This window comes from Secundilactobacillus malefermentans (assembly GCF_008033155.1).
Classification (GTDB): domain Bacteria; phylum Bacillota; class Bacilli; order Lactobacillales; family Lactobacillaceae; genus Secundilactobacillus; species Secundilactobacillus malefermentans.
In genome coordinates, this window is the sequence record NZ_CP042371.1 from 1,839,203 (window position 1) to 1,857,179 (window position 17,977).

General features: G+C 40.5%; 16 protein-coding genes. 15 read left to right on the forward strand and 1 reads right to left on the reverse strand.

The window, feature by feature from the left end; translation table 11 throughout:
- The gene (locus FGL90_RS09030) at positions 1 to 816 is read right to left on the reverse strand and encodes a pyruvate, water dikinase regulatory protein (protein ID WP_010619746.1); all 816 of its coding nucleotides are present in this window, start codon (positions 814 to 816) and stop codon (positions 1 to 3) included.
- Positions 817 to 1,016: 200 nt separating this feature from the next.
- On the opposite strand from FGL90_RS09030, the gene rpsU reads away from it, so the two are divergent.
- The 15 genes from rpsU (at position 1,017) to clpB (ending at position 17,918) form a co-directional block, all read left to right on the forward strand.
- Positions 1,017 to 1,202 carry a 30S ribosomal protein S21 gene (gene rpsU / locus FGL90_RS09035; protein ID WP_010619747.1) on the forward strand — a complete coding sequence of 62 codons (186 nt, stop codon included), beginning with the start codon at positions 1,017 to 1,019 and terminating at the stop codon, positions 1,200 to 1,202.
- Positions 1,203 to 1,262: 60 nt separating this feature from the next.
- Positions 1,263 to 1,706, forward strand: a complete 444-nt coding sequence (locus tag FGL90_RS09040) for a GatB/YqeY domain-containing protein (RefSeq protein WP_010619748.1) — start codon at positions 1,263 to 1,265, stop codon at positions 1,704 to 1,706.
- A 170-nt stretch (positions 1,707 to 1,876) separates the two neighbouring features.
- Entirely contained in the window at positions 1,877 to 2,860 is a 984-nt protein-coding gene (locus tag FGL90_RS09045) for a PhoH family protein (protein WP_010619749.1), read from the forward strand.
- 2 nt (positions 2,861 to 2,862) lie between these two features.
- The gene (gene ybeY, locus FGL90_RS09050; protein WP_010619750.1) at positions 2,863 to 3,345 is read left to right on the forward strand and encodes an rRNA maturation RNase YbeY; all 483 of its coding nucleotides are present in this window, start codon (positions 2,863 to 2,865) and stop codon (positions 3,343 to 3,345) included.
- The gene (locus tag FGL90_RS09055; RefSeq protein ID WP_010619751.1) at positions 3,323 to 3,721 is read left to right on the forward strand and encodes a diacylglycerol kinase family protein; all 399 of its coding nucleotides are present in this window, start codon (positions 3,323 to 3,325) and stop codon (positions 3,719 to 3,721) included. Before ybeY ends, FGL90_RS09055 begins: the two co-directional genes overlap by 23 nt.
- 15 nt (positions 3,722 to 3,736) lie before the next feature.
- Complete coding sequence (gene era / locus FGL90_RS09060) at positions 3,737 to 4,642, forward strand: GTPase Era (protein WP_147657769.1); 906 nt, start codon at positions 3,737 to 3,739, stop codon at positions 4,640 to 4,642.
- A gap of 13 nt (positions 4,643 to 4,655) precedes the next feature.
- Entirely contained in the window at positions 4,656 to 5,432 is a 777-nt protein-coding gene (recO, locus tag FGL90_RS09065) for a DNA repair protein RecO (RefSeq protein WP_010619753.1), read from the forward strand.
- Positions 5,433 to 5,701: 269 nt separating this feature from the next.
- Positions 5,702 to 6,625 (forward strand): glycine--tRNA ligase subunit alpha, encoded by a 924-nt coding sequence (gene glyQ / locus FGL90_RS09070; protein WP_010619754.1) that lies wholly within the window; start codon positions 5,702 to 5,704, stop codon positions 6,623 to 6,625.
- Positions 6,625 to 8,691, forward strand: a complete 2,067-nt coding sequence (glyS, locus tag FGL90_RS09075) for a glycine--tRNA ligase subunit beta (protein ID WP_010619755.1) — start codon at positions 6,625 to 6,627, stop codon at positions 8,689 to 8,691. The genes glyQ and glyS overlap by 1 nt, the downstream gene beginning before the upstream one ends.
- A 144-nt stretch (positions 8,692 to 8,835) precedes the next feature.
- A complete protein-coding gene (gene dnaG / locus FGL90_RS09080; RefSeq protein WP_147657771.1) occupies positions 8,836 to 10,683 on the forward strand; it encodes a DNA primase in 1,848 nt (615 codons plus the stop codon).
- Positions 10,684 to 10,697: 14 nt separating this feature from the next.
- The gene (gene rpoD / locus FGL90_RS09085) at positions 10,698 to 11,930 is read left to right on the forward strand and encodes an RNA polymerase sigma factor RpoD (RefSeq protein ID WP_147657773.1); all 1,233 of its coding nucleotides are present in this window, start codon (positions 10,698 to 10,700) and stop codon (positions 11,928 to 11,930) included.
- A gap of 208 nt (positions 11,931 to 12,138) precedes the next feature.
- Positions 12,139 to 12,834 carry a tRNA (adenine(22)-N(1))-methyltransferase gene (locus tag FGL90_RS09090; protein ID WP_010619758.1) on the forward strand — a complete coding sequence of 232 codons (696 nt, stop codon included), beginning with the start codon at positions 12,139 to 12,141 and terminating at the stop codon, positions 12,832 to 12,834.
- On the forward strand, positions 12,831 to 13,940 hold the full coding sequence (locus FGL90_RS09095; protein ID WP_147657775.1) for a Nif3-like dinuclear metal center hexameric protein: 1,110 nt from the start codon (positions 12,831 to 12,833) through the stop codon (positions 13,938 to 13,940). The genes FGL90_RS09090 and FGL90_RS09095 overlap by 4 nt, the downstream gene beginning before the upstream one ends.
- 17 nt (positions 13,941 to 13,957) lie before the next feature.
- Positions 13,958 to 15,193, forward strand: coding sequence for a peptidase T (gene pepT / locus FGL90_RS09100; protein ID WP_010619760.1), 1,236 nt, complete (start codon positions 13,958 to 13,960; stop codon positions 15,191 to 15,193).
- A 136-nt stretch (positions 15,194 to 15,329) separates the two neighbouring features.
- Positions 15,330 to 17,918: an ATP-dependent chaperone ClpB gene (gene clpB, locus FGL90_RS09105; RefSeq protein ID WP_147657777.1), complete on the forward strand. Its 2,589-nt coding sequence runs from the start codon at positions 15,330 to 15,332 to the stop codon at positions 17,916 to 17,918.
- Positions 17,919 to 17,977 lie beyond the last annotated feature (59 nt).

A 17,977-nucleotide genomic window follows, 5' to 3' on the forward strand; every position in this document is an offset into this window, starting at 1 on the left:
TTATAAATTTGACGTATCAATATCCAAGCTTTCCATTACTACTGAGGCCGTTTCTTCAATCGATTTATTTGATACGTTAATGATTAAACAGCCAAGCTTTTTATAAAGTTTGTGCGCATATTCCAATTCCTGTTTGATTTGGGTTGTATCAGAGTAGGCACTTTCTTTTGGAAGACCGTATGAAATCATTCGTTCCTGCCGAATTTTTCGTAGTGCACCAGGATTATTTGTTAAGCCAATAATTTTTTTAGGATCAACCTGCCAAAGTTCTTCTGGCAATTGTGTTTTCGGTCCTAGTGGGAGATTGGCTACTTTTAACCCACGGTTTGCAAGGAAGAGGGAAAGGGGCGTCTTAGACGTTCTAGAAACGCCCAGCAATACGATATCTGCCTTTTCTAAGCCGGAGGGATCTTTTCCATCATCGTAAGTCACGGCAAATTCCATTGCGGCGATTCTATCGAAGTAGGTTTCCGTCAAATTATGGTTAAGGCTTGGAACCTCAACGGGGGTTTCGTTAGTTCGCTTTGCCACAGAATCAAGTGCTGGTTGAATACAGTCAAAATGGCCCATTTGATTTTGGTCGGCAAAGTCATCTACAATGTTGCTAAGTTTCTTTGTCACTAGGGTGTGAAAGATAATTGCTTCATTTTTTTTGGCAAGATTGAGAATGCCTTGTAAAATTGATTCAGTTTGGATAAATGGAAATCGTTGGAACTTAGGATGAACGTTTGGAAATTGCGCCATTGCGGTTTGTGCGATGGTAAGTGCGGTTTCACCAGATGAGTCGGAAACGATAAAAACATCTAAGTCTTTCATTAAGAGACCCCCATATAATTTTTGTTAATTTCATTTTAACACGAGTCGTCTTTAAAAAAGTTTCAAAAAAAACGACTATTAATTCACTTAATTCGTTGACGTGCATAAATACATTATGTATAATTGATAAGAACTGTTAAGTATTGATTAATTATAAATGCCTGCAGTTACTACTTGAGCTCGGAGGGAGGGATTTTCATATGTCAAAGACAGTTGTTCGTAAAAATGAGTCTCTTGATGACGCTCTTCGACGCTTCAAACGTACAGTTTCTAAAAGCGGCACATTACAGGAATATCGTAAACGTGAATTTTACGAGAAGCCTAGTGTTAAGAAGAAATTAAAATCAGAAGCAGCAAGAAAACGTAAGAACAAGAAACGCTTCTAAGAACTAAGCTCCTGGCTTCCAGGGGCTTTTTTTTGAATAAAAATTAGGAGGATTCTAACTATGGGATTACAGGATCAGTTAACGGCAGATTTGAAAGTGGCTATGAAGGCCAGGGACAAGATGTCATTAAACGTCATTCGTTCTATTAAAACAGCACTTACGAACGACCGCGTTAAATTAGAACATGATTTAACTGAGGAGGAAGAGACCGCTGTTGTTTCTCGTGAAATGAAACAACGAAAGGAATCCTTAGTGGAGTTTGAAAATGCTGGTCGTGATGACTTAAGCGAACCACTCAAAGAAGAAATTAAGATCGTGGCAAAATATGCGCCAGAGCAAATGAGTCAGGATGAAGTTGAAAAAATTGTTAAACAAGCCATTTCTGATACTGGTGCATCCAGCATGGGTGATTTCGGTAAGGTTATGGGTAAGGTAATGGGACAAGTTAAAGGAAAAGCTGATGGCAACGTCGTCAACCAGACTGTAAAATCATTACTAAAGTAAAGTGAAGGGCTAGTACAAAACAATTGTTTTGTATCGGCTTTTTATTTTTCTCAAAACTTATTAACCGATTTAATTGCACCAAGTGGGTTAGTTAGATACAATTAACAATGTAAGTAAAATGGCTTCTTCTATGTTTTTAACTAATCTGAATTTAAAGGAGTTCCATATTTTTGACAGAGAATATTGATGTGGAAAAAGAATATATTTTAGAAAAACCAGAACAAAGCGTTGCCTTATTAGGTACTGAAGATATGTTTGTGACTTTACTTGAAGAGGGCATGAATGTTGAAATTAAGCCGTTTGGCGCTTCGATTAAAGTCTCAGGAGCGGAAAATGATGTTAATTCCGTCATGACAATCTTCAAGAATCTCACTGATTTAATTGGTCAAGGAATTCGGTTGAATAGCACCGATATCATTAGTGCAATGAAGATGGCAGAGCGAGGGACCTTAGAGTATTTCAAGGATCTATACACTGAGACCTTAATTAAGGATAACAAGGGGCGCCCAGTACGGGTTAAAAATTACGGTCAGCGTCAATATGTGCACGCCGTGAAGGATAACGACATTACCTTTGGAATTGGGCCTGCTGGTACTGGTAAGACCTATTTAGCAGTCGTAATGGCAATTGCATCCCTCAAGCGTGGAGATGTTGATAAGATTATCCTAACGCGTCCAGCAGTCGAGGCTGGAGAAAGCTTAGGCTTCCTTCCAGGAGATTTAAAGGACAAGGTTGATCCGTACCTGCGACCTGTTTACGATGCTTTGTACGCAATTCTTGGAGCAGAGCACACGAATCGGCTAATGGAACGGGGCGTTATCGAAATCGCACCTTTGGCTTATATGCGAGGTCGAACGTTGGAAACTGCATTCGTGATTTTGGATGAAGCACAGAATACAACGAATTCTCAAATGAAAATGTTTCTCACTAGACTTGGGTTCGGCTCGAAAATGATTGTCAACGGAGATATTACCCAAATCGATTTACCAAGCAACTCAATGAGCGGTCTAGTGCAGGCAAAGCGAATCTTAAATGGGGTAAAGCACATTGAATTTGTCCAATTTAATTCTGAGGATGTTGTGCGTCATCCCGTTGTTGCAAGCATTATTAACGCGTATGAAGCAGTTGAATCTAACGGAAGTAGGTCCAAATAAAAATGGATTTAGAAATTTACGATAAAACCCAACAGGGTGTTTCTGATGACCGTCTTAATTTAATTAAAAAAGTTCTCGAATATGCCGGCAACTATATTAAGCTACCCGAGAACACTGAAATGTCAGTTACTTTGACGAATAATGAAAAAATTCAAGAAATCAATAAAGAGTATCGTGGCGTGGATCGAGCAACGGACGTGATCAGCTTTGCGATTGAAGACGGAGAAGCCGATGATTTTCCACTCAACTTGGACGACGAGTTAGCTGAGGAAATTCCTAAGAATATTGGTGATATTTTTGTCTCAATGGACAAAGTGGGTGAGCAAGCAAAGTATCTTGAACATTCATTTGACCGTGAGTTGGGATTCCTGGTTGTGCATGGCTTTTTGCACTTGAATGGGTATGACCATATGAAACCAGAAGATGAGAAAGTGATGTTCAAATTACAGAGGGATATTTTAGATGCTTATGGGCTTAAAAGATAAACAAACGACTAAAAATAAGAACTTTATTCAGTCCTTTATTCATGCGATGCAAGGAATATTTTCTCTTGTAACGACTGAGCGAAACTTCAGAAAGCACCTGCTATTTGGAATGTTGGCCGTGGTTCTAGGGCTTATTCTAAATTTAAATTTAGGGCAGTGGTTATGGATTATTCTGGCGATTTTTTCGGTTATCTCGTCTGAAGCACTGAACACAATCGTTGAATCGGTGGTGGACTTAATAGTTGGCCCTAAGTATGACGATTTGGCAAAAAAGGCGAAGGACGTTGCTGCGGGTGGTGTCTTACTTTCGGCGGCATTTGCATTTATTATTGGTGTCATCATTTTTGTACCAGAACTAGTTGCATTATTTCAATAGAGGAGATAGTTAATCGTGGATAATCCTAATTATAAGTCTGGATTTGTTGCCATCATTGGTAGACCAAACGTTGGTAAATCAACCTTTTTAAACCGAGTCGTCGGTCAAAAGGTTGCTATCATGTCGGACAAGGCACAAACAACAAGAAACAAGATTCAAGGAATTTATACAACTGATGAGGCGCAGATCGTCTTTATCGATACACCTGGTGTTCATAAACCTAAAAACCAACTTGGCGACTTTATGGTCAAGTCGGCTCTTTCTTCATTAAATGAAGTGGATGCCGTCTTGTTTATGGTTAATGCTGATGAAAAACGAGGCGCTGGTGATAACTTCATCATTGATCGTTTAAAAACAGTTAAGAAGCCAATTTACTTGGTCATCAATAAAATTGACCAAGTTCATCCCGACGATTTAATTGTGATTGTTGATCAATTTAAGAATGCACTTGATTGGAAGGAAGTTTATCCAATTTCCGCCCTTGAAGGGAATAACGTCAACGAGCTTCTCAATAAACTAGTTGATAACTTACCTCAAGGACCACAGTACTATCCTGACGACCAAATTACGGACCATCCAGAACGGTTTATCGTTTCTGAACTGATTCGTGAAAAGGTTCTTCAGCTAACTCGTCAGGAAATTCCCCATTCAGTTGCAGTTGTGGTTGAAAAAATGGCGCGCCAGGATGAGCAGAAAATTCATATTCAGGCAACGATTGTCGTTGACCGCTCAACTCAAAAGGGTATTTTAATTGGCAAAGGTGGCTCTATGCTTAAGAAAATTGGGACGCTTGCTCGTCAAGATATTGAGCATTTACTTGCTGATAAGGTCTATCTTGAGTTGTGGGTTAAGGTTGTTCCTGGTTGGCGGGATAAAGCATCAGCGCTTCAATCATACGGTTATCGTAAGGACGACTATTAAAGGGTGAGTACACTTGCCAAAACATAATATTACCGATTTTAATGGCATCATCATGTATCGAAAGGATTATCAGGAACGCGATTTACTCGTCAAGATACTGACTCGTGAATTTGGAAAAAAGATGTTCTTTGTGCGTGGGGCGAAGAAGCGCGGTTTTAAATTAACCGCAGATATTCTGCCCTTTACGTACGGTAAATACATTGGGGATATTAAGTCAGAAGGGCTTTCGTATATCAATTCAAGCAAGTCAACCGAGCAGTTTAAAAATATCTCAAACGACATCTTTAAAAATGCTTATGTTACTTACATTATGAGTCTAATTGACTTTGCCTTTCCTGATTCAGAGGTTCTCACTAGTTGGTATGAACCCTTTTTTACTGGTATGAAATTAGTAGATCAGGGGTTAGATGCTGCCGTAATCGCCAATATTTTTGAAGTTCAATTGCTTCCAGTATTTGGCGTTCAACCAGAGCTAAGGGGATGTGTTATCTGTGGTCAAACAAATCCACCGCTCGATTATTCGGAGTCATATGGTGGACTGCTCTGCGAGAAACACTATCACCTTGACCCCCGGAGAATGCACTTGGATCAGCGAACGGTTTACTATTTAAGGCAGTTTTCTGTTCTTGACCTAAAGTCCCTGCATTCAATCAACGTTAAATCAGAAACCAAGAAGCATCTTCGACATTTCTTGGATCAAATTTATGATGACACGGTCGGGGTTCATCCCAAAAGCAAACGATTTATCGATCAAATGAATGAATGGGAAGGACCACAAACTTCCATTTGACGTTGACAACCGCTGTGTTGTTGGCTATCATTGTCTTTGTTAATGTTTCAGGCATAGATGAAAGAGGATTATTGTTTTGACATCAGCGAGGCTTCGAAAGTGTGAGGAAGCCATAAAAACAATCATTTGGCACTTTCGGAGCAACTTAATTTAAAACGAAGCTGCTGGTTTTGATACCAGAAGTAGGGTGGAACCGCGATTAACGTCGTCCCTACGTAGACAATTAAAGTCTGCGTAGGGTTTTTTATTTGAAAAAAAGGAGAAATCAAATGACTAAGAAATTGACAATGCAAGAAATTATTTTAAAGCTTCAACAGTATTGGTCTGCACAAGGCTGCCTGCTTATGCAAGCTTATGACACTGAAAAAGGTGCCGGAACAATGAGTCCCTATACTTTTTTGCGGGCAATTGGCCCCGAGCCATGGAATGCAGCATACGTTGAACCATCACGTCGTCCAGCTGATGGTCGTTATGCCGAAAATCCTAATCGTCTTTACCAACATCACCAATTTCAAGTAGTAATGAAGCCAGCTCCAGAAAATATTCAGGACTTATATCTGGGCAGTCTACAGGAATTAGGAATTGATCCACTTGAGCATGATATTCGATTTGTTGAAGATAACTGGGAAAATCCTTCAATGGGATGTGCCGGTGTTGGTTGGGAAGTTTGGCTTGATGGAATGGAAATCACACAATTTACCTATTTCCAAGTTGTTGGGGGAATGGAAGTTGATCCCGTTACATCAGAAATTACCTATGGGCTAGAGCGTTTAGCTTCATATATTCAAGATGTTAACTCCGTTTTTGATTTACAATGGGGCGATGGTGTTCAATACGGTGATATTTTCAGAGAACCAGAAATTGAACATTCAACGTATAGCTTTGAAAAGAGTAATCAAGACATGTTATTAAAATTATTTGATGCTTATGAGAAGGAAGCTAAAGCTCAAATTGCCAATGGCTTAGTTCATCCGGCCTATGATTACGTATTGAAGTGTTCTCACACGTTTAACCTTTTGGATGCGAGAGGCGCCGTTTCTGTTACTGAAAGAGCGGGTTATCTCTCAAGAATTCGAAATATGGCTAGACTAATTGCAAAGGCTTTTGTAGCAGAGCGAAAGAAGTTCGGCTTCCCATTGATTAAAGACGAAAAAAAGCGGCAAGAATTATTAGCTGACAAGGAGGAGAAATAATGGCACATACCTTTTTATTAGAAATTGGACTAGAAGAAATGCCTGCGCACGTTGTAACGCCAAGCATTCGACAATTAGAGTCTAAAGTTAGAAAATTTTTGAAGGAAAACCGAATCGATTTTGACACAGTGACTGATTTTTCAACTCCTCGTCGGTTAGCCATCAGTATTTCAGGCCTTATCGAAAAGCAGCCAGATATTTCCGAAACTGTCAAAGGCCCAGCCAAAAAAATCGCGCAGGATGAGGATGGCAACTGGACCAAAGCTGCTATTGGTTTTACAAAGGGACAAGGCGTGACGACGGATGACATTACCTTTAAAGAACTTAAGGGAACTGAGTACGTTTACGTTGAAAAGCACGTCGTTGGTAAGGTTGTGAGTGACGTTTTAAAGGGGCTAAAGGACGTTATTACATCAATGACGTTCCCAACAATGATGAAGTGGGGTTCTTATCACTTTGAGTTTGTCCGTCCCATTAAATGGTTAGTTGCAATGCTGGATGATAGCGTTATTCCTTTTGAAATTTTGAATATCACGGCAGGTAACAAATCACGCGGCCACCGTTTCCTTGGGTCAAATATTGAACTGAAAGATGCTACGGACTACGAAGCGGCATTGAAAAAAGAATTTGTGATTGCAAATGCGAAGGATCGCAAAGACTTAATTCGTACCCAAATTCAAGAAATTGCCAAAGAGCATAACTGGAAAATCACGATTGATGAGGGACTACTAGAAGAAGTCACGAATTTAGTTGAATGGCCAACCGCCTTTTCAGGAAGTTTTGATGACAAGTATTTAACGATTCCAGATGAAGTCTTGATTACATCAATGAAGGATCATCAACGATTCTTTTATGTTTTGGATCAAAAGGGCACCCTATTGCCTAACTTTGTTTCCGTTCGAAATGGAAATGCCGAGCATATCGAGAATGTCGTTGCTGGAAACGAAAAAGTTTTAACTGCTCGTTTGTCGGACGCCATGTTCTTCTACGAAGAAGATCAAAAGAACCAAATTGCGGACTACGTTGATCGTTTGAAGGAAGTTAGTTTCCACGATAAGATTAGTTCAATGTACGATAAGATGATGCGGGTTCAGCAAATTGCACAAATCATCGGGAAATCGGTTGGACTAACTCGTTCAGAATTATCAAACTTAAGTCGTGCAAGTGAAATTTATAAGTTTGACTTGGTAACCGGCATGGTCGGAGAATTCGCGGAACTACAAGGCGTAATGGGTGAAAAGTACGCACTCTTGCAAGGTGAAACCGCTGAAACGGCAACTGCTATTCGAGAGCATTACATGCCAATCTCTGCTGAGGGAGCGCTTCCTGAAACAAAAGTTGGGTCGGTGTTAGCTATCTCCGATAAACTAGATAGTATCTTGACGTTCTTTGCTGCGGGGATGATTCCAAGTGGATCAAATGACCCATATGCTTTGCGTCGCCAGGCATACGGAATTGTTCGAATTGTGAATAATTTGAACTGGCATCTCCCAATTTCTGCTTGGGCGCAAGAATTTGTTGACGCTGAGGAAAATGCCAATGTTGCACCAAAGCTAGATCAGCTTGCAAAGTTGAGTGATGTTTCAGCATTTATCAAGGATCGCGTTAAAGCGGTACTACAAAGTAAAAAAGTTCGACATGATATTATTGACGCTGTTATTGCAGGCCAGAATGATGATGTCTTTGATTTATTCATTTCTGCGAAGGTTCTGACTGAACATGAAGATGACGCTAATTTCAAAGCGGTCATTGAGTCACTTGACCGAATCATTCGAATTTCAGTTAAAGGGGCAAAGAACTTAACCGTAAAGCCAGTAGACACAGCGCTATTCGAAAATGATTCTGAAAAAGAATTATATGAGGCTGTTTCTGCTATTCAAACAACCGACATTGCAGAATTATTCCAAAAGCTGGCTGACCTACAACCAGTTATTGATAATTATTTTGAAGCAACAATGGTGATGGTTGATGATGAGACTGTTAAAAATAACCGAATGAATCAGTTGAAATTAATTGCTGATTTAGCTGCCAAAATAGGTGATTTAGATCAAATTATTGTTAAATAATTTGTTGATTTTGTTGTGAGCTAAAAATTTGAATAAAGACACAATTGTGGTATCATATAAGTTGTGTTAATACGCAGTGAAAGCCGTTTAGTATCTTGATTACTAAATGGCTTTCAATGGTTTATTACGGTTGGGGGTGAGCAATTGGCGAATATACCTGAAGAAGTTATAGAACAAGTTCGGAAAGAAACGAATATTGCTGACGTCATTGGTCAATACGTTCAACTCAAAAAATCTGGAAATAATTTATTTGGTTTGTGTCCATTTCAAGAGGAACGGACGCCATCCTTTTCGGTCTCCGAGAGCAAGCAAATCTATCATTGTTTTAGTTGTGGCCGTGGAGGTAGTGTCTTTAATTTCATTATGGAAATAGAAGGTTTATCCTTTAAGGAAGCCATTGGAAAAGTGGCTGAATTCAGTCACATCCAGTTACCTGAAAATGTTGAGAATGATCTTTCAGATGGCGTTTCAACTGAAACAACCGTCAATCAACAGTTAATCGATTTTCATGAACAAGCAGCTAAGCTTTATCACCACATTTTGGTGAATACCGAGATGGGTGAACCGGCTTTGAAATATTTGAATGACCGGGGGTTAAGTGATGAAATTATTTCCACTTATAACCTTGGATTTGCTCCTGATAAGCGGCTCTTGTTGCCATTCTTTCAAGAAAAGAAGGCCGATTTTCAATTATTAAGACAATCTGGTCTATTCATTGAAAATCAAGAGGGCCAGTTAAGGGATCGATTCTCTGGCCGGGTCATGTTTCCAATCCGAAATCAGTCTGGAAAGACGATTGCATTTTCGGGTCGAGTTTTAGTAAAAGCTGAAAATTCTCCTAAGTATTTAAACAGTCCAGAGACCGATATTTTTAACAAACGAAAAGTGCTCTTCAATTTTGATATTGCACGAGCTGCCGGAAGACAAACAGGAGACCTTGTTCTTTTTGAAGGCTTTATGGATGTCATCGCAGCGTACCGAGCGGGCGTTAAAAATGGCATTGCGTCTATGGGAACTAGCTTAACTTCTGATCAAATCGTTGCAATTGAACGTATTACCAAGAAACTGGTCATTTGTTACGATGGTGATGAGCCTGGTCAAGATGCAACAAATCGTGCAATTGGCTTACTCAACGATGAGCCAAATTTAAACCTCAATATTGTTCAGATTCCTGAAAGGCTTGATCCTGATGAGTACCTAAAAAAGTATGGATCGGATAAGTTCCAAAAGCTGATTACGGGAGCAGTTGAGACGCCGATTGGATTTAAGATTCAATTTCTTAAAAAGAATCGGAATCTTGACAACGAAAGTGAACAATTGGACTACATTAATGATGTTTTAAAAGTTCTCGTAACACTTTCGTCACCGGTTGAACAGGATATTTATTTAAATCAGTTGTCTTCTAATTTTCACCTTGATAAAGAAACCCTAAAACAACAATTGTCTGATTTGCGGCAAACAATGCCACGCCAGGAGCATAGGGCTGGTAGCAATCAGCAACAGCATCGACCAGAAGTTGATGTTGTCTATCATCGTCAGGTGCATAAAATTGACCGGACGGAACGAGCGGAAAGAAATTTGTTAGTAAGGATGCTCCATGATCGAAATGTTTGGCTAAAAGTAACGGCAGTCGAGGCCTTCCATTTTATTCATGATGATTATCAGTCAATCTATTTGTTAGCTGAAGGGTATTTTGAAACTCATCACGAGGATTATAATTCTGCACAATTTATTGATTTCGTTAAGGACAAGCGATTGCAACAAATTATTGTGGAACTAGAACTTTCCCAGATTAGTGCAGAGAGTACAACGACTGAAATTGATGATTACTTGAATGTCATCATGAATCAGGCGCCAATCGACTCGCAACTAATTTCCTTGAAACAGGCGTTAGTTGATGCGGTTCGATTAGGAGATTCTAGTCGCGAACGCGAAGTTACTTTTGAAATTATTAAATTACAGCAGCAAATACAGCGTGAAAAACAAGCTTAAACGGAGGCATTTACATGGCTAAAGAAAAAACAACAGATACTGCACCAAAGAAAGAAACAGCAACAAGCACCACCAAGAAAGCCACTACAAAAAAGGCAACAACGGCAAAGAAAACGACCACCAAGGCCAAAAAGAAGACAACTGCTGTTAAGTTTGATAAAAAGACTTACGACAAGGATCTTAAGAAACTGATTAAAGATTATAAAAAAGACGGACACATCACCTATGATGTTCTGACCGATAAGATTGCTGCACCATTAAGCTTGAACGAAAAGCATATGGATAAGCTTCTTGAGGCCGTTGAAGATGCTGGTATTAGTGTTGTTGACAAAAATGGCGATCCAGATCCAAGAGCTTTAAAGGCCGCTAGAAAAGTGACCGCTAAGGAACTAAAGGATACTTCTGCTCCTTCTGGAATTAAGATTAACGATCCTGTCCGGATGTATCTTAAGGAAATTGGTCGTGTTAGTTTACTAACTGCCGATCAAGAAGTTGAGTTAGCACTTAAGATTGAACAGGGCGAAGAGGAAGCTAAACAGCAATTAGCTGAAGCTAACCTTCGACTGGTTGTTTCGATTGCTAAACGATATGTTGGCCGTGGGATGCAATTCCTTGACCTTATTCAAGAAGGTAACATGGGTCTAATGAAGGCTGTCGAGAAGTTTGATTATCGCAAAGGATTCAAATTTTCAACTTATGCAACATGGTGGATTCGTCAGGCGATTACCCGTGCTATTGCGGACCAAGCTCGGACGATTCGAATTCCAGTTCACATGGTTGAAACAATTAACAAGTTAATCCGAATTCAACGTCAGTTACTACAAGATTTGGGCCGTGAGCCAGCGCCCGAAGAAATTGGTGCTGAAATGGATATGCCAACTGAAAAGGTTCGCGAAATCTTGAAGATTGCGCAAGAACCCGTTTCGTTGGAAACCCCAATTGGCGAAGAGGATGATTCTCACCTTGGTGACTTTATTGAAGATAATGATGCAACGAGTCCTGCCGATCATGCCGCTTACGAATTGTTGAAGGAACAATTGGAAGGGGTGCTTGACACCTTGACCGATCGTGAAGAAAATGTTCTTCGCCTTCGTTTTGGGCTTGATGACGGCCGTACGCGCACTCTTGAAGAAGTTGGCCGAGTATTTGGTGTTACCCGTGAAAGAATTCGTCAGATTGAAGCTAAGGCCCTTAGAAAGCTTCGTCATCCTTCACGTTCAAAGCAACTAAAAGATTTCCTTGAGTAAAACTTTATAAGTTACACTTACGATAATCTCTTTGCGATTGTCAGATGAAAAAGGATAAGTCATCTGATAATTGTGAAGGGATTTTTGTGTATCAGATTATTTTCGAATAATTCTGTTTGGGCAGGCTATTCTTAGTTAGGACCTTTTGATAACAGCCCCCAATTAACGTATACTTATTGTATGACTAAAGGAAGAACGGAGAATTACAATGGATGGGAATCATTTATCAAATCGGTTAAGTAAAGTTGCTGAATATGTACCAATAAATGCTAGAATGGCGGACATTGGATCGGATCACGCTTACCTGCCAGTTTATCTTGCGAACAACCGGTTAATCTCATATGCGGTTGCTGGAGAGGTTGTGAAGGGCCCCTTTGAAAACGCAAAACACGAAATAGTAAAAGAAGGGCTCGAAGAAATCATTCAACCAAGACTTGCCGATGGATTGGCCGCTATTGAATCAACTGATGAAATTGATACGGTTGTCATCGCGGGAATGGGTGGGGCATTGATTACCTCAATTTTAACTGAAGGCCGGCATAAGTTAGATAACGTCAAGCGGCTCATTTTGCAACCAAACATTGGTGAAGATAATATTCGAAAATGGGTTCAAGAAAATGGCTATCAGATTTCTGCAGAAGCAATCTTAGCAGAGGATGGTCATTCCTACGAAATCATTGTTGCAGACGCGACAACTGCTGTCGTTGAGTACCAACCCAAGGAGCTCCTATTTGGTCCATACTTAGTAAAGGAACGAAATCAGGCTTTTATTAATAAATGGCGGTTGGAATTGTTGCGATTAAAGGAAGTTGAAACCCAAATCAAATCCGCAACGACATCACCAGTCGAAAAGTTAGAACAAGTGGAATTAAAAATTAAAGCAATTGAGGAGGTATTAGGTTGAAAGCAAGTGATTTAATCACTCGGTTTGAGAAATTTGCACCAACAGATCTTGCAGAACCCAAGGATCCTGTAGGTCTACAACTTGGTTCAATTAATCGAGAAATTCAAAAAGTAATGGTTACCCTAGATGTTCGGCCAGAGGTGGTGGCAGAAGCAGTTGCAAATAACGTAGATTTTATTTTTTCGCATCACCCAATGATGTTTCGGCCAGCCCAAAATTTGGATTTGAGTGTGCCCCAGAATCAGATGTATGCCGACTTAATTAAGCACGATATCACTGTGTACTCGGCTCATACAAATTTGGACAACGTTGCCGGTGGAATGAATGATTGGCTATCACAACTAATTAATTTGCATCATACAAGTGGACTCGTTTTTCGAAAAATTGAACCTGATTATCTACTATCCGTTCAGGTACCGAGCAATGATATTGATGCCGTTCGTTTGGCACTGGCTGACCTGGGTAGTCGAGACGGCGTGAGTGATGGTTCTAGTTTTCAAACTTCTGGAATTAGTTGGTTTACGCCAATGAATGATGAAGAAGTGGCGTTGGGTTCAGTCGGAGAACGAACCTGGGCAGATGAAGTGTTACTTAAACTACGGGTAAAAAAACAAGATTTATCTCAGGCAATTGAAACCATGAAAAGAGTGCATCCCTCAAGTAGTCCAACTTATAACGTTACGGAGCTTCAAAATGGTGGGACGACGATTTACATGGGACGAATTGGAGAATTATCTGAACCAGTCACGGTAGCCGAATTTGCAGCGCAATGTAAATCAATTTTTAACGTACCAGGTTTGAGATTGGTCAGTCAGCACCCTGAAAAAATGGTTCGTCGAGTCGCAATTTTGGGTGGTGACGGGGGAAAGTTTTATCCTGAAGCAATCGAAAAGGGCGCTGATGTCTATATCACTGGCGATGTTTACTACCATACCGCTCATGATATGCTTGCCGCTGGTCTGTCAGTTATTGATCCCGGACATCATATTGAACGCATTTGTAAGCCTAAACTGGTTAAATTATTTGACCGCTGGAAAATTGAAAATGATTGGCAAGTCGACTTTAGTGAATCAAAATTAAATACCGATCCATTCACATTTATTTAAAAAGGGAGCAAACAACCATGACAAAGTATGAAAAATTAATTCCGAGATTTTTAACGTATGTCCAAACTGAAACTCGTTCTGATGAAACGGCCACCACGACCCCGTCAACTGAGAGTCAGGCAAAATTTGCTAAAAGCTTAGAAACGGAGCTAACTGAAATTGGGGTTAGCGATGTACACATCAATTCTCAAAGTGGCTACGTTATTGGCACGTTACCATCAAATGTTGAGAAAGAGGTTCCCTCTATTGGATTTATTTCCCACATCGATACGGCAGATTTCAATGCGGAGGGTATCAATCCTCAGATAGTTGAGAATTATGATGGCAAGTCAATCATCAAATTAGATAAAGAGGGGGAGTTTGTTCTTGATCCAAAAGTCTTTCCTAATTTAAAAAATTATGTGGGTGACACCCTTATTACAACTGACGGTACAACACTGTTGGGTGCTGACGATAAATCCGGAGTCGCTGAAATTGTCACGTTTGCAGACTACTTAATTTCTCATCCAGAAGTTAAGCATGGCAAAATTATGATTGGCCTTGGACCGGACGAAGAAATTGGAACTGGCGCCGATCATTTTGACGTTTCTGATTTTGCAGTTGATATGGCGTACACGGTTGATGGTGGCCCACTCGGTCAACTTGAGTTTGAAACCTTTAATGCAGCTGATGCGCGCGTTTCAATTACTGGGACTAACGTGCATCCTGGTGAGGCCAAGGACACAATGGTCAACGCCTTGCAGATTGCCATTGATTTCCACAATCAATTACCTGAAAACCAACGTCCAGAAAAAACAGAAGGCCGAGAAGGATTCTTCCATTTGCATAAGTTAGAAGGAACCGTTGATCAAGCCTCAATGGGCTATATTATTCGGGATCATGATTCAAAGAAGTTTGAGGCTCAAAAGGCGTTATTTAAGGACGTAGCTGATAAAATGAATCAAGCCTATGGTTCTGAACGTATCAAAGTCGTTGTAAAGGATCAGTATTACAATATGCGAGAAATCCTTGAGAAGGACATGACGGTGGTGACCCTAGCTGAGTCCGCCATGAAGGAATTGGGCATTACGCCTGATACCGATCCAGTTCGCGGTGGGACAGATGGGTCCAAGATTTCGTTCATGGGGATTCCAACGCCGAACCTATTTGCTGGTGGCGAAAACATGCACGGTCGGTTTGAATACGTCTCCGAACAAACGATGGAAAAGGCGACCGACGTCCTGCTTAAAATTAATGAAATTAACTGTCGTTAAGATAGTGAGGACGGGTAACCGTCCTTCTTTTTAAATTAAAGGTCAAAATAGGTCAAATTTTAACACTTCAGCCAATTCCTGTGATAAAATCACGGTAACTAAAAATGATAATTAAAAATTGAAAGGTGGTTTATCAATGAACCCAGATCAAATGACTCAAGCAGTTGTTGACGCCTTAAATGAAGCAAGACAAATTGCGATAACAAGAAAACACCAAGCAATCAATATTTCACACTTATTTAAATTCCTTATTCAACCCGGTGAGCTTGTGCGACAAATTTTCAGTACCGCTGGCGTGGATTTAAAAGCGATGGAATCAGAAATTAATCAAGAAATAGATGAAATTAGCATTGTTGAAGGTCAAAACATCAACTACGGTGAATCACTGTCTCCAAACACGATGCAGTTATTCCAAAAGGCCGAACAAATTCAAAAAGACTTTAATGATGATTTTATGGCAACTGATATTTTGGCCATTGCGTTAATGGATCTCAATGGTGAAAAATTAACCAGTTATTTAAAAACGTCTGGTATCACGGAGCAACAGGTTAAAAATGCCGTTAGTCAAATTCGAAGTGGCGAGCGGGTTACCTCAAAGAACCAAGAGGATAATTATAAAGCGTTAGAAAAATATGGGACGGATTTGGTCAAAGCAATGCGCTCTGGCAAAATGGATCCCATTATCGGGCGTGACGAAGAAATTTTATCGGTTATTCGAATTCTGTCACGAAAGACCAAAAACAACCCCATTTTAATCGGTGAACCCGGGGTTGGGAAAACGGCGATTATTGAGGGACTTGCACAACGAATCGTTAAGGGGGATGTTCCCGAAAACCTAAAGGGCAAAACAATTTTCTCCCTAGATATGGGGTCATTAATTGCCGGTGCCAAGTATCGTGGTGAATTTGAAGAGCGACTAAAATCGGTGCTGAAAGAAGTTAAAAAGAGCGAAGGCAACATCATTATGTTCATTGATGAAATTCACAACATCGTGGGTGCCGGAAAAACTGAAGGTAGTATGGACGCTGGTAATTTGCTGAAACCGATGTTAGCAAGGGGCGAACTTCACTTAATTGGTGCCACCACGCTGGATGAATATCGTCAGTATTTGGAAAAAGATCAGGCGCTTGAACGACGATTCCAGCGGGTTCTCGTTTCAGAGCCAAGCGTTGACGATACGGTCACCATTTTGCGTGGCTTACGAGAACGATTTGAAATTCATCACGGCGTCAGAATTCACGATAACGCGTTGATTGCCGCTGCTAAATTATCAGATCGGTACATTACGGACCGTTACTTACCTGATAAAGCAATTGATTTAATTGATGAGGCATCCGCAACGATTCGAGTTGCCTTGAATTCAGCACCAACCGAGCTTGATCAAGCCCGTCGTAAGCAAATGCGAATGGAAGTTGAAGAACGCGCACTTAAAGAGGAAACTGATTCAGAGTCCCAGTCAAGATTGAAAGAATTGCAAAAGCAGTTAGCCGACATCAAGGAGACAGTTTCTGGATTAGCAGCTAGATGGGATCAAGAGAAAAAGTCCCTTGATGCGCTTTCAACTAAGAAGTCTGAACTAGATCGTGCGCAGCGTGATTTGGAAGAAGCCGAAAATCGGAATGATTTAGATAAAGCGGCCGTTCTCCAACATGGGACAATTCCAGAATTAAAGAAGGAATTAGCCAAAATGGAATCGACCGATCACTCTGGTGAATGGCTAGTAGAAGAATCGGTTACTGAAAACGAAATTGCTGAAGCTGTTGCTCGAGCTACTGGAATACCAGTTGCGAAGCTCGTTCAGGGCGAACGAGAAAAATTACTCCACTTATCTGATAATCTGCATAAGCGAGTTGTGGGACAAGATCAAGCCGTCACAGCGGTATCTGATGCTGTCTTAAGGTCACGAGCAGGATTACAAGATCCTAGCCGACCATTGGGCTCATTCTTGTTCTTGGGACCAACTGGCGTCGGAAAAACCGAATTAGCCAAAGCATTAGCGGAAGACCTTTTTGATTCCGAGCAGCAAATGGTTCGAATTGACATGAGCGAGTATATGGAGAAGGAATCTGTCTCTCGCTTGGTTGGGGCAGCGCCTGGTTACGTTGGCTATGAAGAGGGCGGCCAACTGACCGAAGCGGTTAGAAGACATCCCTATTCCATTGTCTTGTTTGATGAAGTTGAAAAAGCACATCCAGATGTTTTCAACGTTCTGCTTCAAGTTTTAGATGACGGTCGATTAACGGATGGTCAAGGACATACCGTTGACTTTAAGAACACAATCTTAATTATGACTTCCAACTTAGGTTCCGATTTGTTGCTGGAAGGGACGGATGAACAGGGTCACATTTCTGATGAGGCCGTAACGAAGGTGAACGATCGGTTACATCAAGCCTTCAAGCCAGAATTTCTCAACCGAATTGATGACACTATCATGTTCACGCCACTTTCATTAGCGAACGTTACCGAGATTGTTGGTAAATTAATCCAGTTACTCGCAAAACGATTAGAAATTCAAAATATGACCCTCGAAATTAGTGCCAGTGCAGAAGAGTGGTTGGCTCAAAAAGGGTACGAACCAGCTTATGGGGCACGACCACTGAAACGACTCATTACCAATGAAGTCGAAACACCACTTGCCCGAAAAATTATCGGGAATGAAGTGAAGCCGAATGATGACATTATGATTGATGTTGCAAATGATCAACTGACATTCATCGTTAAATAAATAAAAAAGAATCGAAGCAGCTAAATAATTAGTCTGCTTCGATTCTTTTTGTTTGTTCT

What these genes read in the sequence shown, in the direction of transcription:
- glyS (WP_010619755.1), top strand. Translation starts at nt 6,625, where the DNA reads ATGGCACATACCTTTTTATTAGAAATTGGACTAGAAGAAATGCCTGCG.
- rpsU (WP_010619747.1), top strand. Translation starts at nt 1,017, where the DNA reads ATGTCAAAGACAGTTGTTCGTAAAAATGAGTCTCTTGATGACGCTCTT.
- rpoD (WP_147657773.1), top strand. Translation starts at nt 10,698, where the DNA reads ATGGCTAAAGAAAAAACAACAGATACTGCACCAAAGAAAGAAACAGCA.
- ybeY (WP_010619750.1), top strand. Translation starts at nt 2,863, where the DNA reads ATGGATTTAGAAATTTACGATAAAACCCAACAGGGTGTTTCTGATGAC.
- FGL90_RS09040 (WP_010619748.1), top strand. Translation starts at nt 1,263, where the DNA reads ATGGGATTACAGGATCAGTTAACGGCAGATTTGAAAGTGGCTATGAAG.
- pepT (WP_010619760.1), top strand. Translation starts at nt 13,958, where the DNA reads ATGACAAAGTATGAAAAATTAATTCCGAGATTTTTAACGTATGTCCAA.
- FGL90_RS09030 (WP_010619746.1), bottom strand. Translation starts at nt 816, where the DNA reads ATGAAAGACTTAGATGTTTTTATCGTTTCCGACTCATCTGGTGAAACC.
- FGL90_RS09090 (WP_010619758.1), top strand. Translation starts at nt 12,139, where the DNA reads ATGGATGGGAATCATTTATCAAATCGGTTAAGTAAAGTTGCTGAATAT.
- glyQ (WP_010619754.1), top strand. Translation starts at nt 5,702, where the DNA reads ATGACTAAGAAATTGACAATGCAAGAAATTATTTTAAAGCTTCAACAG.
- FGL90_RS09055 (WP_010619751.1), top strand. Translation starts at nt 3,323, where the DNA reads ATGCTTATGGGCTTAAAAGATAAACAAACGACTAAAAATAAGAACTTT.
- clpB (WP_147657777.1), top strand. Translation starts at nt 15,330, where the DNA reads ATGAACCCAGATCAAATGACTCAAGCAGTTGTTGACGCCTTAAATGAA.